Here is a 25,715-nt window from a genome sequence, read left to right as displayed (position 1 = left end):
ACCTCAGAACTCCGTTCATCCACCTCAGAACTCCGTTCATCCACCTCAGAACTCCGTTCATCCACCTCAGAACTCCATTCATCCACCTCAGATACTCGTTCATCCACCTCAGATACTCGCCTTGGCGAATGGAATTTGCGGCTATACAGACAAAACCCACGGAGGTGGGTTTCAAATTTCTGAGTCCGCGCAGGCGGCCTACCCAACTCTTAGAGAGGCTGCGCCAACGGGTTCTCCAAAGGAGTACGTTTGTGTAGCCGCGATTTCTAATCGCCAGGTATATTTATTTGCAAAGGTGAGATGCTCTCATACATTTGTTTATGTTTAGCTAAAAGCTCTTGATATTTCTCATTTGTCTTTGCTTGTACCCACTTGGCTTTAAATATTGCCGCTGATTCCGCTTTAACTGGGTCTACTTCATAGGGAAGAATCTCTTTTTTGGAGCTTGGAGTTTCCGAATTTTGTTTATATTTCCTGCCGCTTTTATGATTAGCATAACGGCGAGAGCGAGTATAACCCATTTGGATAAACTTCCGTGCCATATCCGCGCCGACAAAATCATCTCTCTCTAAATAATCAAGAAACATCTCGGAGATTTTTTCACTTGACTCTCTAGCAATCTCAGGAGTTTTAAACCGCCAGTAGGGAAGGATTTCTGATTTGTATGGTTCTACCAAAAGTACACCCTGCTCACCCTTCCCAACACGATAGAGTTCAGGATGTTGCCGAAAATCGATATTTTTAAAGTCTAAAGAATAATCAAAAGCCATGCGAAGTGTTTATTATAAATAATAAACTTTAAGAAAGAAGTTAAGCTTCTATCTTTGTAGGGAAATTTTGTTTTATTATGCTATCTACCACCCAATCCGTGAACAGTGTCCTTGCGCCAGGGAATCTGCGTAAAGTGCATCACATTGCCCTCAACGTCCGGGATATGCAAGCTTCCCGCTACTTTTATGGCACAATCTTGGGTTTGCATGAACTCACAGGTGACGAAGTACCCGCAACCCTGCTGGAACTTGTCGCATCTGGGAAAGTAGCCAACTTCATCACCCCAGATGGGACAATTTTGGATTTATTTGGGGAACCGGATTTAACACCACCAAATCCAGACCCAGAAAAGACCTTCACTAGAGCGTACCATCTCGCCTTTGATATCGATCCGCAGTTATTCGATCGCGCGGTGACAGTGATCAGAGAAAATAAAATAGCGATCGCACATGGCCCAGTCACTCGTCCGACTGGTAGAGGAGTGTATTTTTACGATCCAGATGGCTTTATGATTGAAATTCGTTGCGATCCCGATGTGCATTAAATAATTATTTGTCAGCGAACAAAAAACGGGAAATACTTCTATGCCAGCACTGACATTAAACCTTAATTCGATTATTAAACTGACAAGAGAGCAGTTTTATCAGCTGTGTGAAGAAAACCCCGATTTACAATTAGAACGCAATGCCCAAGGAGAATTAGTCATAATGCCACCAACGGGAGGAGAAACTGGAAAAAGTAATGTTAATTTAATTCTGCAATTAGCATCATGGAATGAACAAAAGCAACTAGGTGAAGTTTTTGATTCTTCCACTGGATTTACTTTACCAAATGGTGCCGACCGTTCTCCTGATGTTTCTTGGGTGGAAAAATCTCGTTGGGATAGTTTGACTAAAGAACAAAGAGAAAAATTTATTCCTTTATGTCCTGACTTTGCAATTGAAATAATGTCGCCATCTGACACCTTGAAAAAAGTTCAAGAAAAAATGCACGAGTATATTTCAAATGGGTGTCGTTTAGGTTGGCTAATAAATCGAAAAAAACAGGAAGTTGAAATTTATCGTCCTGGACAAGATGTGGAAGTTTTAAAATCACCTCAAACTCTTTCTGGGGAAAATGTTTTACCTGGTTTTGTACTGACGCTGAAAAAAATTTGGGGATAATAATAATGTTTGAAAATGCTCGGATAAAACACACGGTAGGGTAGAATGTCGCTTAACTTAAACTGGATTTAGATCCCCGACTTATTAAAGAAGTCGGGGATCTAGGCAGCAACAAAGGACAATAGTTAATCTACTATAAGCGGGAAACTCATGCAAATATTTCAAGTAATCGAAGATGCGATCGCAAAACCATCAATTCCACACGAACCATACAAGCAATCATTGAAAGCCTGGGCGATGTATTGTTTGCGAGACAAAGGTTTTATAGTTGTTTATGCTCAAAATGCCGACTTTGCTATTGAAAGAAAAGGTGCAGAAAAGCTGTATTTTAAAGTTTCAAATAGCCCCGATGATTTAGATAATTCTCTTAGCTGGATTGTTTGGGATAGTGCAACCAAAAGCGCCAGTCTCATTCCAAAAAAAATAGACTGATGTCAAAAAATCGCTACTTTGAATCTGGCTTTGTCTCGGCTCAATCATTTCAACTTTGACTTAAAAAGAGTCTACCAGTCTGTGTTAGCCAATATTTAGCCGAGTTTCCTCCTTCTGGCGGCTCTAGTCGAAGAAACCCAACATTAATAAGCTCCTGAAGCACATAATATGAAGAAGGATCGAGTTCAATATCATTTAATTGGTCAACAGACTTAACGATGCTATACCATGTCAGTAATCCATTATTGACTGCAACTTTTTCAAGAATTATTTTGGTTTAATTAAGCTTTAGATAGTTTACATTCATAGATACATTTTTCGTTGCTTCTTAACCTTGGCTGTGAACAAGAGTAATTTAGATGCGTTCGCCCTGATTCTATTCGCCAGGTATTTGTGCAACTATCTTTCTTCCTCAGACAACTGCTGCACAAATATTTGATGTTCTGGCGAATTTAATCCCAACTGCAATACAGCTAAGACTTGCTGCATATTGCCAGCAAGTAAATCTGACATTGACAACCACAAACCAGGAAATACTTGACTTTTGATAATTCCATCTGCATCCACTTCTAAAGACACATATTCTCCTTGTTGCAGGCGAAACCAATCTAATTTATTTTCAAATATTTGCCAAATAATGTATTCTTTTACCCCATTACGACCATAGACTTTTTTCTTGTCATGTAAATCAATAGCAACACTGCTAGCTGCTATCTCTATTACGAGTTCTGGCGCACCTTCGATGTAATCATCATCGCTCAAACGAGATTGTCCTTGGGATGTTGGCATTATTAATAGCACTCCATCTGGTTGAGGTTCATTGTCTCGATCTAAGCGGACTGTTGGCTCAATTCCCAATCTCACACCAGGGGTTGATGCTTCATAAACTCCCAACCAAGTGATTGTATGACCATGTGGTTTAGCATGACTTTCAAAGCGTAATGGGGATGCCAAGTATACAACTCCTTCAATTAATTCTGCTTTTTGGTGACGGGGCATTGCTTGATAGCGTCGCTCAAATTCGTAGCGAGTGAGGCGATCGCCATTTTCTAAAGGAGGAATTCGCTGCTTGAGTGATAGGTTGCTCATGATTTTCTGCTCTGGCAAGGAGTCTTACTTTATTATGGCTTAGTGCATATTTTTCTACAGATTCACCACCCAAGCATCATTTTGTTAATAAATCGCTAGAATCAGGTTTCTCAAATACCATTAAATGCTGTCGAGGTAACAAGTTTTTAGTTTCACGCCAAACCAAACCAACAGCTTGCATTTCTTTACGGACTTGCTTTTGAGTCATCTTGTGCAGACCTTTAATCATAATAAAAGGATTTTCACCCCGATACTCAACTAGCACCACTCGACCACCTGGTTTAAGTGCTTTCACAATTCCTTGCATCACTTCTTGGGGATACTCAAGTTCATGGTAAGCATCCACCATCAACGCCAAATCGATACTTTCAGATGGTAAGTTGGGGTCGCTAAGGGTTGCTAAAACAGGCTTAACATTGGTAATATTTTTCTCTTTTTTGAACAAATCAATGATTTCCAACATTTCTGGCTGAACATCTACAGCTAACACCTTACCTGCTGTTAATAGCGGCGCGATGCGAAAGCTTAAATAACCTGTACCAGCGCCAATATCCGCCACTACATCGTTAGATTTTAGGTTGAGGACGTTGACTACCTTACTTGGCTGTTCTTCCCCCTCTCGGCTTGGACGTTCTAGCCAGCCAGCACCTGTGTATCCCATAACTTTGGCAATTTCGCGCCCCATGTAATATTTGCCGATACCATCTGGACTATGGATTATCCGTTGTTCGTAAATCGTGGTGGATGAAGACGCGGCTTGTGCTGTCAGGGTTGGATTCAGCAGCGAACAACTCAACATCACAACAAGAGTTATTATAAAGTGGAGAAAATTTGACATTTGGTTATGACTGATCTGGATAGTTATAAGCAGCAACTAAGAGAATTTTATGGTAGTAGAACTACTTATGACCATGAGGAAGGTACTCGCCATCCTCTAGAAGCCAAGATTCTACTTGAATTTGTGACGCTACATTCAGGGCAGAAAATCCTTGATGTGGCGACTGGAACAGGTTTAGTAGCGATACCCGCAGCTGAAAAAGTTGGTTCAGAGGGCTATGTGATTGGGATTGACATGACCCCTGGAATGTTGGATCAAGCAAGACTTAAGATTGCCGCAACTAGATTACAAAACATCGAGTTGATTGAGGCAGATGCAGAATATTTCCACTTTAGTGATAGTAGTTTTGATGTTGTCTTTTGCTGTGAGGCGATTGTACTTTTTCCTGATATCCTTGCTATTTTGCAAAAGTGGTATCGCATCTTGAAAACTGGAGGGTTTGTGGCATTTACCTGTCCTCCAGAAACAGCTTATATGGCATCTCTTCAGCAGAGGATCGGCGCTAGAGTTTTGGGCATATCGCTACCACATATCCTTGAACCACTTGGGACTCCAGAAAAATGTCGCAATTTACTCAATCAGGCAGGTTTTAGAGATATCGAAATTAAGATTGAGCCATCAGGACGTTATCGCCCTCTTAGGGATAACAGATTATCTGAGACAGCAATTAATATAAATTTGAAAGGTAATCCACTGCTGTCAAAATTATCACAAGAACAATTAAATCAGTTGCAAGTTGAGTACAAAGCAGAAATTGAGAAACTAGCAACTGATCAAGGTATTTGGGAAGATACTACAAAATTCTTTATTCGCGCTCGAAAATAAGTCTCAATTAATACTAGCCCTGGCGATTGGAAATCGCACGCCAGTTGCTCATGGGGAGCCACTCCGTTGCGGGGGTTCCCCCCGTTGAAGGAAGTGGCGGGGAAACCCCGTGTTCCCACACTGGCTTGGCTATACAGACAAAATCAAAACCCACCTCCGTGGGTTAAAAACCGTTGATTTTCTCTTAGTCCACGTAGGTGGACGAGAGTTTGTGTAGCCGCGAATTCTATTCGCCAATACTTTTCAAGCAACCTCTTAGGGCGATCGCGCATGATCATCTTGCCGTTAATAAGGGACTGACAAGAAATAAATTATCCATCTTGTGGGGTGGGCAGGAAAGCCTGCCCTGAATATGGGACGGGTGCGGACACCCATCCCACAAGAAAATTTGGGATGTTTTTTTATTTGTCAGTTCCTAATAATAATGACAGTTTAAGCTCCTAGACCGATGTGGAAGTAAGCATTTTCAGGATTTACTTGAACAGCCCCTTGAAAAATTTGTAATCCACCTTTGGACGCTTATATGCAAAACCTGTCCCTGATGTTAGTGCCTGTACTCGCTGCACAGAAAGCAGCCGGTGAAGGTTTAATTAAACCTCTCGGTCATCATGAGCTGCTGTTGGTGCTGGTGCAACTGTCACTGTTGCTTCTGGTAGCGCGGGGATTAGGTGAGTTGATGCGCCGGATTAACCTACCGCCTGTTGTTGGGGAATTACTGGCGGGTGTGCTGCTGGGCCCTTCTCTATTTGGTTTGCTGCTTCCAGACTTACAGGGGCTGATCTTTCCCAAAAGTCAAGAACAATCTGATTTACTTTCAGTGATTTCTTGGTTAGGCGTGTTATTTTTACTGATTGTAACTGGGTTGGAGACGGATCTCAAGCTGATTCTTCGTAAAGGTAAAACGGCTCTGCTGATTTCACTGGGCGGAATTATTGTCCCGTTTATCACCGGATTTGGATTGGGCTGGCTATTGCCAGATAGTTTTTTAGCCGACCCAGATAAGCGACTGGTATTCAGTCTGTTTATCGCCACAGCAATGAGTATTTCGGCAGTACCAGTGATTGCTAAGGTGCTGATGGACTTAAACCTGATTCGCCGTGACATTGGTCAAGTCACCTTAGCAGCTGGTATGACTGACGACACCATCGGCTGGATTTTACTTTCAGTGGTTTCAGGTTTAGCTAGTAGCGGCAAATTTGACTTTGGGACAATTTTCCACTCCGTGAGTGCGGCTATATTGTTTCTAGCGATCGCCTTCACAATTGGGCGTACCATCGTAGACCAGATTTTGCGCTGGGTTGATGACTACGTTGGCGGCATCTCCGCTAGTATATCGGTTGTGCTAATTCTTTCGCTCTCGGCAGCCGCACTTACGCACGCATTAGGTCTAGAAGCAGCATTAGGTGCTTTCGTGCTGGGGATTTTGGCAGGTCAATCCCGCCGCTTTAGCAATGAAGCTGGACATCTGCTAGAAGTCTTCACAGCAGCCTTTCTCGCGCCAATTTTCTTTGCTTCAGCTGGCTTGAAGGTTAACTTGCTAACCCTGTTAGTCCCCCAAACCTTGATATTTGGCTTGATTGTTCTCGCTGTCGCCTGTGTTGGTAAATTTATCGGTGCTTACATTGGTTCTCGCGTCGGCGGCTTGAGTCATTGGGAAGGTTTGGCGATGGGTTCGGGGATGAATGCTCGCGGGGCGATGGAAATTGTCGTTGCCACGATTGGTTTATCTTTGGGAGTACTGAATCCACAGATGTACTCAATTATTGTCATGGTAGCGATTGTTACTTCCCTAATGGCTCCACCCCTTTTGCGCTGGTCTTTGTCGAAGGTGGTTATGGGTGAAGAGGAAGCTCGACGTTTGGAACAAGAAGAGCAAGATAGCCAGAGCTTTATCAAGCAAATCCAGCGTGTTTTAATACCCACTAGCGGTGGCCCCAACATCCAACTCGCAGCGCAGCTAGTCGGTTACATGGCTCACCAAAACTCGATAGAAGTCACATCTCTATATGCTCTGAGTGACAAGCAGCCCCAAAAAAAAGCGCGTCGAACGGCAACCCAGGTTAAAGATACCGCCGCCGAGCAAGCTCTGGCTTCTGTTGCTGAAGAAATGCAGCTACCTGCTGATACCATCCTGGAAACAAAAACGGAGTCTGGGCGTAGTAAAGCGGAGGTAATTCTGAATGAAGCCAACAAAGGCTATAACTTGATTGTATTGGGAGCTTCTGAACAGATACGCCCCCAGAAAGCATTGTTCAATTTGCTTGTAGACCGGGTAGTACAAGAAGCGCCTTGTGCAACGATGGTGGTAAAGTCGCACTTACCCCAACCCAAAGGCGAGATATGCAAAATCGCTCAACAACAGCTGAAAAAGATTCTAGTGCCAACGGTGGGGACAGAATATAGCAAAAATGCCGTAGAAATGGCAAGTACGATCGCTGCTCAAACAGGGGCATTAGTGATGATCGTTAACGTGATTAATTTGCCACAGGTTGAGTATATTCTTTACGAACGGCGATCGCTAGCTCCAGTCAAGGAAATTGCCCATGATCTGCTCGAACAGCAAGCAGCAATTGGCCGCAATCTGGGTGCTGATGTCAAAACCTATATTCTGCAAGGAACCAGCCCAGAAAGGGAAATCCTCAAGTTTGCCCAAACCAATAAAGTTGACCTAATTATTCTCGGAAGTAGTATCCGAATGGTTACGGGTCGCGTTTTCTTCGGTCACAGAGTGGATGCAATTTTGAGTAAAGCCCATTGCCCAGTAGCGGTAATTACTACGCCATAGTCCAATACGTTTGGGTTAAGGCTTAACTCTTTGTCAAAGTCAATTTTTTTAACGAACCGCAAAGGACGCAAAGGACACAAAGGAAGAGAAGAAAGAAAGTTAAGTAGAGGGGCGTGAATAATTCAAGGTTTGTAGTGAGGACTTTAGTCCTCATTTGAGGACTAAAGTCCTCACTACGAACTCATCTCAAGATTTTTTACATTACTTAATCTACTTTTATTTATTCTCGCCTATTAGTACAGAATTTCATAAGTTCATAGCGAATTAAAATTGGCAAAACTCAGCGCCCCTCAGCGCTTCTCTGCGTTTAAAAAAGCTACGAATTTCGGAAGTGCTGTACTTAGCGCGAAGCCCTGTAAGTGACTGATATTTGCAAATTAGCTAGAGCGATATTGTAATTCAAAATAGCTGTGACTCGATTACCTTCTGCTGTTGTCAGGTCACTTTCAGCAGCAATCACCTCTGTTTGAGTGCCCACACCAGCTTGGAACCTCAGCCTTGCTAAATCCAGAGCTTCCCTGGCTTGATTTAAAGCCACACTAGAAGTTTGCACATTATTTAAATTAGATTGCAATTGAGAGTAGTACTGTTCTACATTAAAGCGAATTTGGTCGCGCTGGCTAGCAAATTGAGTCTCGGCGATCGCAATATTCGCTTTCGATTGAGCCGCACTCGCTCTTGCTGCGCCCCCATCAAACAAAGTTAGACTTCCTTGAATTGCTGCTGAATAGCCATCAGTAACGCTGATGCCATCATTATACCGATCTAGCAGGTTGTAGCTGCCTACCAAACTAACTTGCGGCCCTAGCTGTGAAAGCGCCTGTCGTCGCTGTTGTTCGTAAATATTACGTTGTGCCAAATACTGTGGCAATTCTGGGCGATTTTGAAACGCTTGGATAATAGTTTCTTCGAGTGTTGGCTGCCAAAGACCCGCCAATTGTACGGGATCTGCGGCAGTGATATCAACTGACTGCGACAAACTTAACAGAGTTGCAAGCTGACGACGGTCAATTCGCTGCTGTGAGATAGCATTAGTCAGGAGTTGTTGGGCATTTGCTAAAACTACCTGAGCTTGCAGCACATCGAACTGCGTACCGACTCCAGCATCTAGTCGAGCTTGAGTATCCCGCAAACTAGCCTGGGCATTATTCACAGCAGACCGATTAATTCTTACTTGTTCATCGGCTTCTTGCAAATTGTAGTATTGAGTGATGGCATTCAACCTAATTGTCAAAGACTGAGTTTCAACATTTAATTCATCGACATGTAGTTGTTCTTCAGCTGCTTGGATTGTCGCTTGTCGATTCCCGGAGGTATAGAGGTTATAATTCAGTTGTGCTGAACCATTGAATGAACTGCTGGCTTGAGATTGACTGCTACTAAAACCATTACCACTGTTAGTCACATTACTGTTGATTCCCAGAGTCGGAAATAAGGCAGCTTGAGACTGACGTAAAGCTGAACGACTGCGTTCTAGCTGCAATATTGCTACCTGTAAATCGTGATTGTTGCGTTGTACTAGTTCCAAAGCTTGTGCCAAACTGATTGGCACAGTTTTCTGAATCCTTACTTCCTCCGGTTTGGTAGGAAATTGCAGAGGATTGGGATTGGGGTTGAGGTAATCGGGAACCTGTACAGAGCTTGAGGAATTCTGCGGCTCTGGGGGAGTTGCTGCACCTGCTAAAGTTGGAAAAAGAATCGCGATGCCTGACGGCAAGGCTACCGCCAACGCTACGCTAACCCAGGTAGAATGCACGAAGAATAAGCTGAAATTCATAAGATAGATGTAGTCATTAATCGGGTTTCTTTGAGGATAAATCAAAAGTTTTCATCCTGATTGACCTACAGAGATTTAAATTTTAAATTCCCCCTCAAATGGTTAATATTAACGGATTAGCCGACAATCAAACCATCCTGAACTCGAATAATCCTTTGAGTTTGAGCAGCAATATCTGGCTCATGAGTGACAATCACAATCGTGATTCCTTGGTCATTAAGTTCTGTCAGCAAACTCATCACCTCACGGGAAGTTTCAGTATCTAAAGCTCCTGTTGGCTCATCTGCTAAAACTAACGCCGGTCGGTTGACCAAAGCGCGAGCGATCGCTACCCGTTGTTGTTGTCCGCCAGAGAGTTGACTCGGACGGTTAGCGATGCGTTCGGCTAGTCCTACCTTTTCCAAGGCTTCTAATGCCCTTTCACGGCGTTTTGGTTTAGGCAAGTTAGCGTAAACCATTGGTAACATGACGTTTTCCAGTGCTGTCGCCCGCGCCAATAGGTTAAATTGTTGGAAAACAAAACCTATCCTTTGGTTGCGGATATAGGCTAATTCATCATCATCAAAAGTCGTCAGGTTTCTGCCTTCAAAAATATAGTCTCCAGTTGTGGGACGATCCAGACATCCCAAAATATTCATCAGCGTGGATTTACCCGAACCTGACGCACCCATAATAGAGACGTATTCCCCTTCTTCAATAGAGAGTTCAATTCCCTTGAGTATGGGAACACTAACTTCTCCCAAGTAGTAAGTTTTGGTAATAGATTCCATCCAAATCATCGTTGTCATAAGAGTTAGAGACGCGATTAATCGCGTCTGTACAGGAGTTATAAGAGTTAGAGATGCGATTAATCGCGTCTGTACAGGAGTTATTTAGTCACTACGTAAAGCGGTGATTGGATCTAATTTGGATGCGTTCCGTGCTGGAATTACCCCAGCGAGTAAGCCAACGCTCAATGAAAGTCCAAAGCCAGCAATGATCGACAAGAAAGAAATTACAAAGGGAAATTTGAAAATGCTTGCAGCTACAAAGGCTAATAAAATGCCAGTCGCCATCCCAATACATCCGCCGACAATGGAAATCACGATCGCTTCGGCTAAAAATTGATTAAGTATCGCCGAATTGGTGGCTCCTACGGCTTTGCGAATCCCGATTTCTCGCGTCCGCTCAACCACGGAGACTAGCATAATATTGGCAATACCAATGCCACCAACCACCAGAGAAATTCCCGCGATCGCTACCACCATAACTGTAAATAAACCCACAATACTAGTGAAGGTACTAACAATATCAGCTTGATTAGTCAGCCGAAAATCATCAGCTTGTGGCGGATAAATGTTGTGACGCAGCCGTAAGAGATTGGTGACTTGAAACTGAGCGGCTTCTAACTGCTCCTGATTCGCGCCTTTGACTAAAATTCCATTGACAGAAACGCCTACTAGGGCATTGTTACCAACCAGTCTCTTCGACATAGTAGTTAGAGGGATGAAAATCTGATCATCTCGATCCATCGGGCCTTGAGCGCCTTTAGGCTCCATCACCCCAATTACTTCATAAGCCTCTCCCTGAATCCGAATTCGCTCACCAATCGGATTTACACCCTTTCCAAAGAGTGTGGTTTGGACTGTGGGGCCAAGAATAGCCATCTGTGCAGCAATATCTAATTCTTCCTGAGTAAAATATCTCCCTTGCTGAGGGTGAGTATTTCTAACTTCTGGGTAGTTTAAATCTGTGCCATAAATGGTTGTTGAGGTGTTCTGTCCTGCATATACAACTTGGGCGCTGCGTTGGAGATAAGCAGAAACCATCTGTGCTGATGGCGCTTGTGTAGCGATCGCCTTCGCATCTTCCCAGGTTAAGGTACTGCTAGAACCTACTCCTTGACGGACATTCCCGCTTCTTGCCGCACCCGCCAAAATTTGGATCACATCTGTACCCAATGCTTGTATCTGTTGCTCAACCCCCTTTTGCACTCCCTGACCGACAGAAGTAATCGCAATAACTGAGGAAATCCCAATAATTACACCCAACATAGTTAGACCTGTGCGTAATTTGTTACTCCACAGAGTCTCTGCCGCCATTGTCAAGATTTCCAGCAATGGTACTGTGCGGGTATTCTTAACTTTGTAAAAGCCCTTAAATATCTTAAACATAAAGTTTTATTTAAAACTCAATACAATTGAGTTAAGCATTTCTTTCTTCTCTTCCTTTGCGTCCTTTGCGGTTCGTTAAAAAATTGACCAAGAAAACGAACCACAGAGGCGCAGAGGGCACAGAGAGATGAAGAAGAGAGAGGATTGTTGTATGAGATTTTTGAATGTTTTTTAATTTGGAAGTCCCTTAAGTCTTAACCCAAGTTATTGATTTAAAACTCACTTTAAGGGGAACCACCGCCTTGAGAACGACCACCACCGCCGGAACGACCTCCTCCGCTTCCGCCTGTGCCTCCTCCTAGACCCGGAAAAACTCCTCCTCTTGGTGTTGATTGCGGACGTGACCCTGCTGGGAAACTGAGCAATACCCTTTCGTTTCCTGTCAATCCAGACTTAACTTCGGTAAAGTTATTCACGGTGACGCCAGTCTCGATGGGAGTAAACACAGGTTTGTTATTCTTTCCTGCCACAAATACACCCGTGGCATTTTCTTGGCGCACCACCGAGGCCGTTGGCACTACTAGAACATTTTCAACTTGACCGACTTGAAAATCTACTTCCGCATTCATCCCAGACCGCAGTAGTCTTTGAGGGTCTGAAAGTGATACTCTGACTTCAAAACTGGTGACGTTTTGCGTTACTACTGCTTGGGCAGCAATTTGGCTGACTTTACCTTCAAAGGTTTTTCCTGGGTAGGCATCTGCTTTAATCGAGACTTTTTGACCAAGGCGGATTTTGGAAATATTTGTTTCCGCTAAACTTGCGACAACTTCATTTGTGGAAGCTAGAGACAAGATTGAAGAAGAAGAAGAAGAAGCTACGTCACTACTGGCAGTTGTGGGTGTCACGAAAGCGCCTGGATCAGCAAACTTCTTTGTCACTACACCATCAAAAGGTGCGCGAATGATCGTGTCATTGATTTCGGCTTGGATGTTTTGCAGCGAACCACGAGCAGATGTTACCTGGGCGCGGGCTGCGTCAATATCTTCTTGGCGCGTTCCGGCTTTCAGAAGTGCCAAAGCTTGCTGTCTCTGGTTCACCACAGCTCGTGCTTGATCGATGTCTTCTGAACGTGACCCGGCTTTTTGCAACGCCAGTGCTTGTTGTGCTTCATTTACACTAGCTTGGGCACTGTCGCGAGTCGCACGGTTTTGGTTAAGAGTCTGAAGGGAAATACCGCCTGCTTTGTAAAGTTGCTGATTACGAACAAAATCATCTTCTGCTTGGCGAAGGGTAGCTTGAGCGCTCTGCAAGCGTGCCTGTGCTTGGCCAATATCTTGAGAGCGATTGCCTGTTTGTACCTTTTGCAGATTCGCCTGGGCTTCGTCTAATACTCCCTGTGCTTGAGCAATATCTTGAGGACGATTGCCTGCGATCGCTTTTTGCAAATTCGCGTCGGCTTGTGCCAATTGTCCTTGAGCCGAGGTGAGTTGTCCCCGCAGGTTGGAATCATCCATGTAAGCGACAATCTGTCCTTGTTTGACGAGATCTCCTTCCTTCGCCAACAGGCTTTTCAGGATGCCGGAATTTTTCGGGCTGAGGTTGATTGACCGCTCAGGCTTCACCGTTCCGTTGGCTGAAACTGTGATTGTTAAACTCTGCCTTTCTACAGGCTTTGTCAGCACCCGGCGTCTGGCTTCTTGAGAGGAAACAACCGTTACTTGGTAATAAACTGCATAGCCAATTCCACCCAAAAGGCAAAGAGCAATTAGCCAAGAGAGCCAATTACGTCTGGCCTTTTTTTTCTTTACCTCTGGAACCAAAACTGATGAATCTACCGGCTTTAATATATCAATTTTCATATCCACTTTTTTATCTATAAAGAACGGCTACCGAGCCAGTTATTCACCCCTAAAACTATGCCTGGTAGCCCTATACTGACAATTTCAGGACTTACGCAAACAATAGCCGAAAAGAATGATTTTCTTCTTAGGGGCAATTCATGAATTGCCCCAGAGCGCGTGTACTTTTGCGTAAGTCCTAAATTTATTGAGTTTTTAGTGTTTTCACAAAAAAGAATTCAGGAGCAAAGCCGCAGACGCTGCTGCGTCGCTAACAGAGCGGCGGCTTCCGACTTTCCTCTGAATCCCCAAAGAATTACATTCTGAATTCTGACTTCTTCTTTAAAAAAGGTGTATGTTGATTAGCGATGGTCTCTCAACAGGAATTTCGTAGCCAGGAGCATAAAATTCCTGCTGTGGGCCAATAATAACCCCGTCGGGAAGTCTGGAGTAACCATTACGAAGTCTCACTACGTCTCTAGCAGGAATAATTCTCCCATTAGCCAATCTGAGGTCACCATTACGAAGTCTGGCTGCTCTGCTATTGTATTGGTTGTCACGGTTCCAATTGCTTCTGTCTCGGAGGTTTCTGACTTCTCCAGTATTGGTTCTGCCGTCGCGGTTCCAATTGCCCGTGTCTCCGACGTTTCTGCCTCCTCCACTATTGGTTCTACCGTCGCGGTTCCAATTGCCCGTGTCTCCGACGTTTCTGCCGTCGCGGTTCCAATTGCCCCTATTTGCGCGAGTTCTAACTTCTCCAGGATTGTTTCTGCCGTCGCGATTTGAATTGTCGCTATTTGCGGGAGTTCTAACTTCTCCGGGATTGGCTCTGCCGTCGCGATTCCAATCTCGATCGCGTTGACCTGTCTGGGCGTTTGCAGGCGCAGTCAAGAGAGTGGGAACAATGATCAGGGCAGCAGCAGCTAAGACTATCGATATACGGTTTCGTTTCAGCATGTAATTGACTCCTTGTTTAGATTCGGATTTAGTAATTTAGACAGTTGCTTTTGTTTTGGCATCAAGATGTCTAACGTCTACACTATCGTATAATTTCATACATCTTAATTATGGCTTAAAAATTCCAGACTTATGTATGACCAAAGTCATAAGTAATTCCAAATCGATGTATGACGAAAGTCATCAGTTTTTCTACTGGGGAGTAGGGCTAAATCCCCGCTACAAAAATTAATTCTGTTAGCACCGCGTCATTACGAATTACGAATTACGAATTATTCTAATCCTGGCTTGGTGCAATTCCTTGCCAAACGATATCCACAAGACTCAGGATAAATACTGAGACTCCCGTGGCCGGATATCCAAAATTTAAGTAAGTTCCTATTGCTAATTCGGCAGTTGGCATACTGACTTGGGACGACATTTGTTCTAAGAAAACGTAGTTCATCACCGATCCGACTAAGATATGAGCCACTGTCTGGGGATCGCAAGGGCAAAGGCGACCTTGGTTGATCTCACGCTCTAAGAAAGCAGTCAGTACTTTCACATCTAGCATCGGTCTTGGCTCTTTACTTCCAAGTTCTGGCATCGCATTGCCTCGCGATCGCAACATCATTATTTGAGGCAGCACCTGGCGATAGAATTCCATAATCTGAAGGCAGATATTGATCAGGTTTTCTTTGAGATTGCCTTTGCCACAAAGAGATTCCAACTCGTTCACCCAGAGGGGTTTTTCTGGAATTCCCATCGCCGCAAAAAATAATTCTTCTTTCGTTGAGAATCGCTTGAAAATTGAAGCTTCAGAAATACCAGCCTGTTGAGCAATTTCTAAGGTTGAAGCACCAAATCCTTGTTGTAGGAAAACTTGACGAGCCGCTTCTAAGATTTGCTGATTGGTGATTCTGGGTATACGAGCCATAAATAAGTAAGTGGATACTTATTAATATATTGCTTTTGTGATCGGGATGTCAAGAGCTAATGATGTAAGATTTTACTGCCGTCAAGAGCGGAGATCGTTTAAGCTAGCTGAAAGATTCTTTGATTAGTGGCTAAAAGGCGGTAGTGTGCCTAAATATGTTCGTTTGATTTCTTGTCTAATGGTCTGTAGTTTGTGGAGTATACCAAAAGCCGCTAACGCGCAGGCATTAATACCCCATACATTGCAACTAGATGCGACAAAGTTAGAGAAGCAGGGGTTGAGCTTGGCACAAGAGGCGGCTCAACTAGCTCAGTTTCAACAGGTTGATTTAGCTTTGCCACGAGCGCGGCTGGCTAGTCAACTGGCTCCGAAGAATGATAAGGTGTGGTTGCTGTTAGGTGGATTGCAACTGCAAACTAAAGAGTTTGATGGGGCGATCGCTAGCCTGAAAAAAGCGCAATCTATCAACCCTAAAAATGGTGATATTTTGTTTGCTTTGGGTTCAGCTAATTTTCAGCAGAAAAATTATCAGGCTGCTGTTGTCAATTACCAAGATGGTTTGAAGTTAAAACCCAATGATCCAGAGGGGTTATTTGATTTGGGTAATGCTTATTATCTGCTGGGACGATTGCCAGATGCGATCGGGCAGTACGATAAAGCCGTCTCCCAAGATAAAAAATTCTGGCCGGCGCTCAACAATATTGGCTTAATCAACTACGAACAGGGTAATATCCCCGAAGCGATTAAGCGATGGCAATCTGCTATAACCCTTGAGAAGCAAGCCGCAGAACCTTTATTGGCCTTGGCAGTGGCACTGTATACTAAAGGCGATCGCCAACAAGGACTAACCTTGGGAGAAACTGCACTCCGCATCGATTCGCGCTATGCTAGTTTGGATTTCCTCAAAGAAAATCTCTGGGGCGATCGCCTACTGTCTGATACGAAAAAATTCCTAGAATTACCCCGTATTCAAGCAGCCCTATTGCAACGAAAAAACTCATCATCATCTCCTGAACAACAGCCTACTCAATAAAAGTCTGAGTTAAAAGTTAGGAGTTAAAAGTTAGGAGTTAAAAATTTCAACTCCTCACTCCTAACTTTCCAATCACCACTTGCTTAACAGTACCTTTTCATAGTACATATATACTAACTAAATACAGGAACTAGTCGCCCAAAAACATTGGCGGGTGAGTACTCCTGAAATAAGTCGTTAATTCTCAGTGGTTGTCTGGGGGTAGAAGTGCGATGATTTGGTCAACAAACTGTTGATGGTCAACAACTGGCTTAGAAATGTAGCCATCAGCGCCGCTTTGCTTGAGAAAGTTCTCGCGATCGCCTTCCATAGCATGTGCCGTCACCAAAATAACAGGTAAGTTTGCTGTTTTTGGATCAGATTTTAACATTTGTGTAATTTTGATTCCATCAACAGACTTACCTTGATAAACACTTCTAGAGAGAGAAACATCCATCAAAATCAGGTCGGCTTCTCCTGATTGGGCAATTTTTATGACTTCTTCGACATTTTCAGTGTGTTTCACACCCAAGCCGCCACGCTTGGACAAAATTTTGGAAAAAACACGAGCATTAATTAGATCGTCTTCGACAATTAAAACAGTTTTCATGAGAATTTTAGTTATAGAGGTGAGAGGATTCAAGAATTCCAGAATTCAAAATTAAGAAATGCAATCATGATCAGAAGTCCTGCTGAAGACAGAATTGAGAATTTAGAATACCCCAGCAGTGAAGTCAGGGCGAAGAGTCACGGAAAGAATTTTTTCTTATCCACGATTAGAATCGCTTGCTCTAAACCTCGATTTTCTATCCAGTCGCACAGAATCCATTCTGGATTCTGGCGGATGTATTCTGAATTCTTCTTCGGTAAGTATCATGGCTACTAAGTGTATGTAGATTATAGTCGTCTGCATCCTTTTTAATAGTCAAAGTGTATCCTCGTCATCAAGGATGATACTACTGCTTTTTATTCTATGACTATCAAAATTTTGTTATGAATTCCATTTCATCCGTTATGCTGTGGTTGCTGCAATATTGAGTTCCATCGGCTTTTGTGTAGTTAAATTTCAGGGAAAAAACTCATGGCAAAACAGTTAAACCTGCTCTCAACGGGACAGGTAATTACAACAGCCCTGCACACCGAGATGCAACGGTCTTATCTAGAATATGCCATGAGCGTGATTGTCGGGCGAGCGCTACCAGACGTGCGTGATGGCTTAAAACCAGTGCATCGCCGCATTCTGTATGCAATGCACGAACTCGGTTTAGTACCAGATAGACCCTATCGGAAATGTGCCCGTGTAGTGGGTGATGTGTTGGGTAAATACCATCCCCACGGCGACCAATCAGTTTACGATGCTTTAGTCAGGCTGGTGCAGGATTTTTCTAGCCGTTATCCTTTACTCGCAGGACACGGTAACTTTGGCAGCGTCGATAATGACCCGCCAGCAGCGATGCGCTACACAGAAACGCGTCTCGCACCGATCAGTCATGAGGGAATGCTGACAGAAATTGGCGAAGAAACTGTGGAATTTGTCGGGAACTTCGATAATTCCCAGCAAGAACCAACGGTGCTACCTGCTCAATTGCCATTTCTGTTGCTTAATGGCTGTTCTGGTATTGCCGTGGGAATGGCGACGAATATACCACCCCACAACTTGGGGGAAGTTGTCGATGGGTTAATTGCCTTAATCGATAACCCAGATTTGTCAGATGAAAAGTTATTCGAGTTAATTCCAGGGCCAGACTTTCCCACTGGTGGGGAAATAATTGGTGAGGCGGGAATTCGGGAAGCATACACCACAGGTAAAGGTGGGATTCTGCTGCGAGGAGTCGCGACTCTGGAGGAAATTCCCGCCAGTAGGGGAAGCAAGCGACGGACGGCAATTATTATTACAGAATTGCCTTATCAAGTGAATAAAGCAGGCTGGATTGAGAAGGTAGCGGACTTAGTAAATCAAGGACGTTTGCAAGGAATTTCTGATCTTCGGGATGAGAGCGATCGCGAAGGGATGCGGGTGGTAATTGAACTCAAACGCGATACCAATCCTCAAGAAATTCTCCAGAATTTATATCACCAAACTGCTTTACAAATGACTTTTGGGGCAATTCTCCTAGCAATAGTGGATGGACAACCCCGCCAGTTAAGTTTGCGTCAAGTCTTGCAGGAGTTTTTGAGTTTCCGAGAACAGACGCTCAACCGCCGCTACAATTACGAGTTGGGTAAAGCCCAAAGTCGTGTGCATTTGGTAGAAGGTTTGCTGAAAGCGTTGTCTAATTTGGATGAGGTAATTGAAATTTTGCGCCAAGCTGCCGATGGTAGTACAGCAAAAATTAACCTTTGTAGCCAACTAGATTTGAGTGAGGTACAAGGAGATGCAATTCTGGCTATGCCGTTGCGCCGCCTCACCAGTTTAGAAAAGCAAAATTTGCAGCAGGAATTTGAGCAGCTAAGTGAACAAATTAGGTTATTAGAGCAATTACTCAACGATCGCCGGGAATTATTGAAGGCGCTGAAAAAAGATTTGCGATCGCTCAAGCGCAAGTACAACGATCCCCGGCGGACAAAGTTAGCGTCGATCACCAGTGACACAAGGATACAAGAGGACAAGGGGATAAGGAGACAAGGAGCAGAAGTTGATGAAGACAATCCAAAATCCAAAATCCAAAATCCAAAATTAGAACAGCCAGCAGAGTCAGCGGTTTTAGAATTTACCCAACGGGGTTATGTGCGCCGCACCCAGCCATCTGGGAGAAAGTCAAAAGGTGAAAATGGTCTGCACGATAATGACTTCATTATCCAAACTGTGTTAACTGACACTGAGAAAGACTTGTTAATACTAACCGGTGGTGGCAAAGTCTATCCTGTGAATGTGGGAGAAATTCCCCCAATCACTGGACGTTCTCCACGCGGAAAACCTTTGATTACTTTGCTCAGTAGTACTGCTCAAGCTGCTCAAGAAGTTGTGGTCAGCCGTTTTTTGCTGCCGGAAAATCTCGAAACTAGGCAGATGATTCTCGTAACAAAACAGGGACGAATTAAGCGTCTGTCTCTGGAAGAATTTACTAACTTGACTCGGCGCGGAATCACGATTTTGAAGCTCAAAGACGATGATGAATTGTCATTTACCCAGTTCACTACTCCAGGGGAGCATCTGATTTTAGCTAGTTCAGGTGGGCGATTGTTGCGCTTTGGAGTCAATGATGAACAATTACCGGTCATGGGTCGCGCAGCGATGGGTTTACAAGCATTTCGGTTATTGAAAAATCAGCAAATGGTTGGCTGTGTCACTGTCGGTAAAGATGACCAACTGCTGCTAGTTACTCAAGAAGGATATGCCAAGCGGATGCCTGCGAGTCAGTTAAGAGCGGCTAATCGCGGCGATTTAGGCACGCAAGCGCTGAAATTTGCCAGCAAAACTGACAACTTAGCTGGGATGGTGATGGCGATGCCTTCTCTACGAGACGCTACGCGAACGGCGGGCTACGCCAACGCATCTGGCGAGGTAGCTTTAGTGACGAATAAAGAACGGGTAGTGCGAATACCTGTGGAAACAGTGCCGCTCTTAGGTAAAGATGTCAAAGGTGAAAGCATCCTCCAACTTAGCCGCGATGAAAAAATCATCACCGTCGCCGAAGTGCGATCGTAAATTATGTAGGGTTGATCTCGTTCCCAGTCTCCGACTGGGAATGCCTTTTTAGAGGGCTGCCGCCTCATAAATTGGCGGCAGAAAATATTGGGATGGTGCTTACTAAATCGCTGGATTTAGATCCCCGACTTCTTGAAGAAGTCGGGGATCTGGACGGATCTGGGCAGTATTTTTGACTCCGATATCTCCAAAAATTATCAAGAATTTTTAACTTAAAAATAACAACTTCTATGGAAAATCAACCAATGTAAATAAAATATTTGACAATTAATATCAATAAGTTAATATTGTCTATAACGCTATAAATCTACATAATATTTCTTCTACCTCAGTAAATCTAACTTAAGGACGATGTTTTAATCTGTATAAATAGCTATTTATAATTTATGTCAAGCTATGGAAACAAAAGTATAAAAAATGTTGCATTTATAAAAATATTTGTTATATTAGTTTACATAAGGTAACAAACCTTAAGAATCAAATTTGGAGTCCCAACCATGACAAATGCAAGCACAACAAAAGTCACTATTCCTGTAATTGAAGATCGCAACGCTTGGCGTTGGGGCTTTACCCCACAAGCAGAAATTTGGAACGGTCGCTTGGCAATGATTGGCTTTTCAGCAGCCATTTTGGTTGAGCTTTTTTCTGGTCAAGGCTTCCTACATTTTTGGGGCATCCTGTAAGTTTTAATATCTAAGATGACCTATAAATAAAAAAACCTGGAGTGCTAATTCACTACCAGGTTTTTATTTGTTTGTCATTTGTCTAAAGCTAATGAAAAATGACTATTGACAAATGACTAATAACTACCGAATATATTCCTTGAGAACGCTGTTACGATTTGGGTGACGTAACTTGCGAAGTGCCTTCGCCTCAATTTGACGAATGCGTTCGCGGGTGACGTTGAAAATCTGTCCGATTTCCTCAAGGGTTTTCATCCGACCATCATCCAAGCCGTAACGCAATCTGAGAACATCTCTTTCACGAGGGCTGAGACTGTCAAGGACTTTTTCGAGGTCTTCGCGCAGCAGATTTTTGGAAACTTGGTCTTCTGGCGTTTCACCATCGGATTCAATAAAATCACCCAATCGAGAATCTTCTTCTTTACCAATGGGCGTTTCTAGTGAGATGGGTAGCTGGGCGGATTTAGCAATGAACCGCAACTTCTCAATGGTCATTTCCATGCGAGTGGCGATTTCTTCTTCAGTGGGTTTGCGACCCATCTCTTGAGATAGCAGCTTGGTAGTTTTCTTAATCCGAGAGATGGTTTCGTAAAGGTGAACTGGAAGGCGAATCGTGCGGGATTGGTCTGCGATCGCGCGGGTAATTGCTTGACGAATCCACCATGTAGCATAAGTAGAGAACTTATAGCCTTTTTCGTGGTCAAACTTCTCAGCGGCACGAATCAAACCGAGACTGCCTTCCTGAATTAAGTCTTGGAACGACAAACCACGATTCATGTACTTCTTAGCAATTGAAACCACAAGACGGAGGTTAGATTGCACCATCTTGTCTTTCGCCCTGCGACCAACATGGAGGCGATAACGAAAGGCTGGTAGTGGAAGTTGCACTGCTTCTGCCCATTCACTATCACGAGGATCGCGATCCAACTGCTCACAGAGTCTTTCGCGTACCCTCTCTAATTCCAGCAAATCGGCTATTTTCCGCGCCAATTCGATTTCTTCGTCTGCCCGCAACAGCCGAATTCTACCAATTTCTTGCAAGTAAAGCCGAATTGAATCTTCGGTGTAGTGCTTTTTCTTGCTTTGTGTCCGACGACGCGATTTAGCGGCTTTTCCAGACTTTGCGTCGTCCTCATCAGACTGAGGCTCTAAAAATTCCTCGTCACCTTCATCGATGATCAGCAAGTCCTCTTCATCGTCTATTAAGAGTTCTTCTAACTCGAGCTCAGGCTGATTCATTATTTCTAGGTCAGGCTGATATATGCTTTCGAGTACGTTGTTAGCCTGGTTCATGCCGCGTTCCTCATGCTCCTTGCAGAATCAATTACTCAAGATGTGTTTACTGCTCTTTTAAACGAGCTAGTATTCAACCGAAAATAAGCTTGTTGGCAGATTTGCCAGAGATATTTTCGGACGTTTTACACCTCCGATTGGAGGGGTTTTTACTTTAGTTTAAGCAATTACTAAAGGTGACTTGCTCACTTTAGTAAATGTTATATGTGTTGCTATCACATTTTGCTTTCAACTAACTGGTCAAAAAAAATACTCGCCTTGATCAAAAAATTTGCCACTCTATACAAATGAGTTCAGACTGTTGGCAGATTTTCCTATAAAGACTCTTCCGATTGTAGCCTGTTTCACAGAAATTGCACTCTTTTTGTGTATTAATCATGAACTCCCACAGCAATTTTTAGCCACTATTACCAAAAAGACATTAAAAACGGGAGTTATACCCGGAAATTTTTTCTCCACTTTTCGGAATTGCAGTGACGCTCTGATTACATTACAAAGTAAGTACGCTTGCTTTTGCCGAATTTCATGTATTTTACACAACATTAATTACTGAGAAAGAGTGCATTGTATGTTAACTCAGACAATTCCTCTTAACCTACCCATTTTACATTTCCTTCATAAATTACGCATTCCTGAGATTAAAGCGGGTCTTGACCTTGGGTAAATATAACAAGGGTGATGGTGCTTGCCTTAAAGCAGTTAACCTTCTGCGTATTAATTACCTTAACTGAGGAGTTGAGGCGGTGGCAGAATCGACCTGATAGTAGATCAATTTAGGTTTAACTAATTTGGTCTTATTCACACGTTAGCGCACTGTGGCAATTTCAGCCCTATGAAACTTGACAAACTTTTCTTATTGTATACAAGGATATTTTAATCAATTCAAAAACAATTTGTCCTGCGAACTCACCAATTTAGTCTTATCTTAGGCAAAAGTACATTAGATACATACAATGCAATCGCGATCGCCACGACATTATATGAAGATATTAACAAGTTTTCAGCCAGATGGTGTTGGCTCCCAGTAGGCATTACCTCGAATCAAGAGAACCCAGAAGATTGCCTGATGATTTGCTTACAAAGGTTTTTTCCGTAATTGAATTGTAAACTTAAATACTTTTATTTCAGTAAGTTTTTGTCATCTTAATTATGAGAAATCCTCAAGATACTTATTGATTGCTGTTTGATAGATGATATTCAGTTATTTTCTTAAAGCATAACAAATGTGTTTCTAGCTGGTGGGCGAAATTATTCAGCGAGTCAGTGCAAAAAGTATTATCTAGACTAAATTTATAATAAAGTTGGTACTTTTGCTAACATTAGAATATTGAATTTTTGTAAATTGTTGACAATAAGCAAATTATATGGTTATTTGCTAAGTGAGAAATTTAGAATTTTTGTAGTTATGTAGCAATAAAAAAGGTAATGGGTGAAAACGTATCACCCATTACCCATTACCAACTTGACAAATTATCAGAGCAGTGTTATTGAATTGAATTAGATATCGAGATCGGTGAAGTTGAGTTTAGAACCATAGGTTTCGATGAATTCTCGTCTGGGTGCGACCCGATCGCCCATTAAAATTGTGAAGATGCGATCGGCTTCGGCGGCGTCCTCAATTTCGACTTGCTTCATTTTGCGGGTTTCTGGGTTCATTGTGGTGTCCCAGAGTTGTTGTGGCATCATTTCACCCAAACCTTTGAAGCGTTGGATGGTATAGTTGGCGTTAGCCGGAAATTTGGCGATCGCTTGATTTTTTTCGCGATCGCTATAGCAATACTCATGATTACGTCCCCGTTCTACCTTAAACAGTGGGGGACAAGCAATATAAATAAAGCCCTGTTCGATGAGCGCTCGTTGATATCGGTAGAAGAATGTTAACAACAATGTACGGATGTGCGCTCCATCTACGTCAGCGTCAGTCATGATGACTATGCGATGATAGCGCAGTTGGGTGGAATCGAATTCATCACCTTTGACACCTAAACCGAGTGCTGTAATTAACGATTGAACTTCATTATTTTTATAGATTTTGGCGTCGTCGGTTTTTTCAATGTTGAGAATTTTACCACGTAGAGGCAAGATCGCTTGAGTGCGGCGATCGCGTCCTTGTTTGGCACTCCCACCGGCTGAATCCCCTTCCACGATGAATATCTCAGATTCGCTGGGATCACGAGAACTACAATCTGCCAATTTCCCAGGTAATGGCGAAGATTCCAGCACCGATTTGCGCCGAACTAATTCCCGCGCGTGACGGGCTGCTTCTGCGGCTTTGAAAGCTTGGATAGCTTTATCTAAAATTGAGTCTGCGATCGCCGGATGAAATTCTAGGTATTCGGTGAGGACTTCTCCCACCAAAGAATCAACAATTCCCCGAACTTCGGTATTACCGAGTTTGGTCTTAGTTTGTCCTTCAAATTCTGGATCTGGGACTTTAACGGAAATAACCGCAGTCAAACCTTCGCGGACGTGTTCGCCACTGAGGTTAGGTTCATTCTCTTTAATTTTATTGCGCTTGCGAGCGATCGTATTTAATGTCCGAGTCAGAACCGCCTTCAACCCTTCTAAGTGCGTACCACCATCAACGGTGCGAATATTGTTGGCAAAACCCAGCACATTATCCGTGTAAGCATCAGTACACCATTGCAAAGAAACTTCCACTTGTACGTTGTTCCGTTCTCCCTGCACATAAATAATTTCTTCATGCAGGGGCTGCTTCTCACGGTTCATGTAGGCGATATATTCTTTAATACCACCCTTGTAATCGTAGGATTCTACCTTGGGTGTATCGCTTTTCAGTAATTCCAGACGGTGGTCAGTGAACGTAATTTTGACACCAGCATTCAGATACGCCAACTCCCGTAGGCGACCTGATAAAGTGATGTAATCAAACTCAATGCTAACAGTGAATATTTGGGTATCTGGTTTAAAAGTAACAGAAGTTCCGGTTCTATCTTCTTTGTAAGGCTTGACTTGCAGTTCAGTAACTGGGATACCCCGTTCATAGCGCTGGATATGAACTTTTTTATCTCGCCAAACTGTAACTTCTACAACCTCAGATAGGGCATTAACAACAGAAATACCAACCCCGTGCAATCCTCCAGAAACTTTGTAGCCACCGCCGCCAAACTTACCACCGGCGTGCAGTACCGTCATCACGGTTTCCAAAGCCGATTTCCCGGTTCGCGAGTGAGTATCGATGGGAATACCGCGACCATCATCTGTTACAGTCACCGAACCATCAGCGTTGATATCCACCTCTATATGAGTGCAATAACCCGCCAAAGCCTCATCAATTGAATTGTCCACCACCTCGTAAACTAAATGGTGGAGTCCTCGCGGCCCAGTGGTACCGATGTACATTCCTGGTCTTTTGCGGACGGCTTCCAGACCTTCCAGAACTTGAATCTGATCGGCACTGTAACTGCTCGTCATGTAAACTCTCCTGATGCGTGGGGTTTAAGTCGCCAAAAGGCAAATAAAAGTAAAAACACTCCAAAATTGTAACACAAAAGCCTTGCTGGCGTCTGTAGGGCATTTTCAAGAGAAGTTTATACAGGGGTTCCACTCCCGTGCCAGAGGGTCAGGGGG

The 25,715-nt window shown here is 43.5% G+C and carries 20 protein-coding genes; 8 read left to right on the top strand and 12 right to left on the bottom strand.

Annotation, left to right across the window (positions count from 1 at the left end; all coding sequences use genetic code 11):
- Positions 1–266: 266 nt before the first annotated feature.
- Positions 267–770, bottom strand: coding sequence for a DUF4385 domain-containing protein (locus HWQ41_RS07035; protein ID WP_292760967.1), 504 nt, complete (start codon positions 768–770; stop codon positions 267–269).
- Positions 771–847: 77 nt separating this feature from the next.
- On the opposite strand from HWQ41_RS07035, the gene HWQ41_RS07030 reads away from it, so the two are divergent.
- The 3 genes from HWQ41_RS07030 (at position 848) to HWQ41_RS07020 (ending at position 2,366) form a co-directional block, all read left to right on the top strand.
- Complete coding sequence (locus HWQ41_RS07030; RefSeq protein WP_292760965.1) at positions 848–1,315, top strand: VOC family protein; 468 nt, start codon at positions 848–850, stop codon at positions 1,313–1,315.
- 40 nt (positions 1,316–1,355) lie between these two features.
- Positions 1,356–1,934, top strand: a complete 579-nt coding sequence (locus HWQ41_RS07025) for a Uma2 family endonuclease (RefSeq protein WP_292760963.1) — start codon at positions 1,356–1,358, stop codon at positions 1,932–1,934.
- 150 nt (positions 1,935–2,084) lie between these two features.
- Complete coding sequence (locus HWQ41_RS07020; RefSeq protein WP_292760961.1) at positions 2,085–2,366, top strand: hypothetical protein; 282 nt, start codon at positions 2,085–2,087, stop codon at positions 2,364–2,366.
- A 399-nt stretch (positions 2,367–2,765) separates the two neighbouring features.
- Here the strand turns inward: HWQ41_RS07020 and HWQ41_RS07015 are convergent, their stop codons facing one another.
- Entirely contained in the window at positions 2,766–3,455 is a 690-nt protein-coding gene (locus HWQ41_RS07015; protein ID WP_292760959.1) for a Uma2 family endonuclease, read from the bottom strand.
- A 76-nt stretch (positions 3,456–3,531) separates the two neighbouring features.
- A complete protein-coding gene (locus tag HWQ41_RS07010; protein WP_292760958.1) occupies positions 3,532–4,293 on the bottom strand; it encodes a class I SAM-dependent methyltransferase in 762 nt (253 codons plus the stop codon).
- Positions 4,294–4,299: 6 nt separating this feature from the next.
- On the opposite strand from HWQ41_RS07010, the gene HWQ41_RS07005 reads away from it, so the two are divergent.
- Together HWQ41_RS07005 and HWQ41_RS07000 are read left to right on the top strand one after the other, a co-directional pair.
- Positions 4,300–5,118 (top strand): methyltransferase domain-containing protein, encoded by an 819-nt coding sequence (locus tag HWQ41_RS07005; RefSeq protein WP_292760956.1) that lies wholly within the window; start codon positions 4,300–4,302, stop codon positions 5,116–5,118.
- A 523-nt stretch (positions 5,119–5,641) separates the two neighbouring features.
- Complete coding sequence (locus HWQ41_RS07000) at positions 5,642–7,903, top strand: cation:proton antiporter (protein WP_292760954.1); 2,262 nt, start codon at positions 5,642–5,644, stop codon at positions 7,901–7,903.
- Between the two features lie 340 nt (positions 7,904–8,243).
- Here HWQ41_RS07000 and HWQ41_RS06995 read toward each other — a convergent pair whose 3' ends face one another.
- The 6 genes from HWQ41_RS06995 to HWQ41_RS06970 all read right to left on the bottom strand — a co-directional run bounded on the left by HWQ41_RS06995 (position 8,244) and on the right by HWQ41_RS06970 (position 15,487).
- On the bottom strand, positions 8,244–9,680 hold the full coding sequence (locus tag HWQ41_RS06995; RefSeq protein WP_292760952.1) for a TolC family protein: 1,437 nt from the start codon (positions 9,678–9,680) through the stop codon (positions 8,244–8,246).
- 116 nt (positions 9,681–9,796) lie between these two features.
- A complete protein-coding gene (locus HWQ41_RS06990; RefSeq protein ID WP_292760950.1) occupies positions 9,797–10,468 on the bottom strand; it encodes an ABC transporter ATP-binding protein in 672 nt (223 codons plus the stop codon).
- A gap of 84 nt (positions 10,469–10,552) precedes the next feature.
- On the bottom strand, positions 10,553–11,824 hold the full coding sequence (locus tag HWQ41_RS06985) for an ABC transporter permease (protein WP_292760969.1): 1,272 nt from the start codon (positions 11,822–11,824) through the stop codon (positions 10,553–10,555).
- 233 nt (positions 11,825–12,057) lie between these two features.
- On the bottom strand, positions 12,058–13,635 hold the full coding sequence (locus tag HWQ41_RS06980) for an efflux RND transporter periplasmic adaptor subunit (protein ID WP_292760948.1): 1,578 nt from the start codon (positions 13,633–13,635) through the stop codon (positions 12,058–12,060).
- A gap of 321 nt (positions 13,636–13,956) precedes the next feature.
- Entirely contained in the window at positions 13,957–14,571 is a 615-nt protein-coding gene (locus tag HWQ41_RS06975) for a hypothetical protein (protein WP_292760946.1), read from the bottom strand.
- A 277-nt stretch (positions 14,572–14,848) separates the two neighbouring features.
- Positions 14,849–15,487, bottom strand: coding sequence for a TetR/AcrR family transcriptional regulator (locus HWQ41_RS06970; RefSeq protein WP_292760945.1), 639 nt, complete (start codon positions 15,485–15,487; stop codon positions 14,849–14,851).
- Between the two features lie 145 nt (positions 15,488–15,632).
- Here HWQ41_RS06970 and HWQ41_RS06965 point away from each other — a divergent pair, with 145 nt between their 5' ends.
- A complete protein-coding gene (locus HWQ41_RS06965) occupies positions 15,633–16,520 on the top strand; it encodes a tetratricopeptide repeat protein (protein WP_292760943.1) in 888 nt (295 codons plus the stop codon).
- 184 nt (positions 16,521–16,704) lie between these two features.
- Here HWQ41_RS06965 and HWQ41_RS06960 read toward each other — a convergent pair whose 3' ends face one another.
- A complete protein-coding gene (locus HWQ41_RS06960) occupies positions 16,705–17,109 on the bottom strand; it encodes a response regulator (RefSeq protein ID WP_292760942.1) in 405 nt (134 codons plus the stop codon).
- 471 nt (positions 17,110–17,580) lie between these two features.
- Here HWQ41_RS06960 and gyrA point away from each other — a divergent pair, with 471 nt between their 5' ends.
- Positions 17,581–20,148: a DNA gyrase subunit A gene (gene gyrA / locus HWQ41_RS06955; protein WP_292760941.1), complete on the top strand. Its 2,568-nt coding sequence runs from the start codon at positions 17,581–17,583 to the stop codon at positions 20,146–20,148.
- A gap of 497 nt (positions 20,149–20,645) precedes the next feature.
- Positions 20,646–20,831 (top strand): chlorophyll a/b-binding protein, encoded by a 186-nt coding sequence (locus tag HWQ41_RS06950; RefSeq protein WP_292760939.1) that lies wholly within the window; start codon positions 20,646–20,648, stop codon positions 20,829–20,831.
- Between the two features lie 123 nt (positions 20,832–20,954).
- Here the strand turns inward: HWQ41_RS06950 and rpoD are convergent, their stop codons facing one another.
- Together rpoD and gyrB are read right to left on the bottom strand one after the other, a co-directional pair.
- On the bottom strand, positions 20,955–22,124 hold the full coding sequence (rpoD, locus tag HWQ41_RS06945) for an RNA polymerase sigma factor RpoD (protein ID WP_094353188.1): 1,170 nt from the start codon (positions 22,122–22,124) through the stop codon (positions 20,955–20,957).
- A gap of 1,497 nt (positions 22,125–23,621) precedes the next feature.
- A complete protein-coding gene (gyrB, locus tag HWQ41_RS06940; RefSeq protein ID WP_292760938.1) occupies positions 23,622–25,559 on the bottom strand; it encodes a DNA topoisomerase (ATP-hydrolyzing) subunit B in 1,938 nt (645 codons plus the stop codon).
- Between the last annotated feature and the right edge of the window lie 156 nt (positions 25,560–25,715).

The organism is Nostoc sp. NOS(2021) (assembly GCF_017115025.1).
Taxonomy (GTDB): Bacteria; Cyanobacteriota; Cyanobacteriia; order Cyanobacteriales; family Nostocaceae; genus Nostoc.
The sequence above is the reverse complement of the archived record's forward strand: the minus strand, read 5'-3'. Positions and strand labels throughout refer to the sequence as shown.

Coding starts and splice junctions, on each gene's coding strand:
- HWQ41_RS07035 (WP_292760967.1), bottom strand. CDS start 770: ATGGCTTTTGATTATTCTTTAGACTTTAAAAATATCGATTTTCGGCAA.
- HWQ41_RS07030 (WP_292760965.1), top strand. CDS start 848: ATGCTATCTACCACCCAATCCGTGAACAGTGTCCTTGCGCCAGGGAAT.
- HWQ41_RS07025 (WP_292760963.1), top strand. CDS start 1,356: ATGCCAGCACTGACATTAAACCTTAATTCGATTATTAAACTGACAAGA.
- HWQ41_RS07020 (WP_292760961.1), top strand. CDS start 2,085: ATGCAAATATTTCAAGTAATCGAAGATGCGATCGCAAAACCATCAATT.
- HWQ41_RS07015 (WP_292760959.1), bottom strand. CDS start 3,455: ATGAGCAACCTATCACTCAAGCAGCGAATTCCTCCTTTAGAAAATGGC.
- HWQ41_RS07010 (WP_292760958.1), bottom strand. CDS start 4,293: ATGTCAAATTTTCTCCACTTTATAATAACTCTTGTTGTGATGTTGAGT.
- HWQ41_RS07005 (WP_292760956.1), top strand. CDS start 4,300: ATGACTGATCTGGATAGTTATAAGCAGCAACTAAGAGAATTTTATGGT.
- HWQ41_RS07000 (WP_292760954.1), top strand. CDS start 5,642: ATGCAAAACCTGTCCCTGATGTTAGTGCCTGTACTCGCTGCACAGAAA.
- HWQ41_RS06995 (WP_292760952.1), bottom strand. CDS start 9,680: ATGAATTTCAGCTTATTCTTCGTGCATTCTACCTGGGTTAGCGTAGCG.
- HWQ41_RS06990 (WP_292760950.1), bottom strand. CDS start 10,468: ATGACAACGATGATTTGGATGGAATCTATTACCAAAACTTACTACTTG.
- HWQ41_RS06980 (WP_292760948.1), bottom strand. CDS start 13,635: ATGAAAATTGATATATTAAAGCCGGTAGATTCATCAGTTTTGGTTCCA.
- HWQ41_RS06975 (WP_292760946.1), bottom strand. CDS start 14,571: ATGCTGAAACGAAACCGTATATCGATAGTCTTAGCTGCTGCTGCCCTG.
- HWQ41_RS06970 (WP_292760945.1), bottom strand. CDS start 15,487: ATGGCTCGTATACCCAGAATCACCAATCAGCAAATCTTAGAAGCGGCT.
- HWQ41_RS06960 (WP_292760942.1), bottom strand. CDS start 17,109: ATGAAAACTGTTTTAATTGTCGAAGACGATCTAATTAATGCTCGTGTT.
- gyrA (WP_292760941.1), top strand. CDS start 17,581: ATGGCAAAACAGTTAAACCTGCTCTCAACGGGACAGGTAATTACAACA.
- HWQ41_RS06950 (WP_292760939.1), top strand. CDS start 20,646: ATGACAAATGCAAGCACAACAAAAGTCACTATTCCTGTAATTGAAGAT.
- rpoD (WP_094353188.1), bottom strand. CDS start 22,124: ATGAACCAGGCTAACAACGTACTCGAAAGCATATATCAGCCTGACCTA.
- gyrB (WP_292760938.1), bottom strand. CDS start 25,559: ATGACGAGCAGTTACAGTGCCGATCAGATTCAAGTTCTGGAAGGTCTG.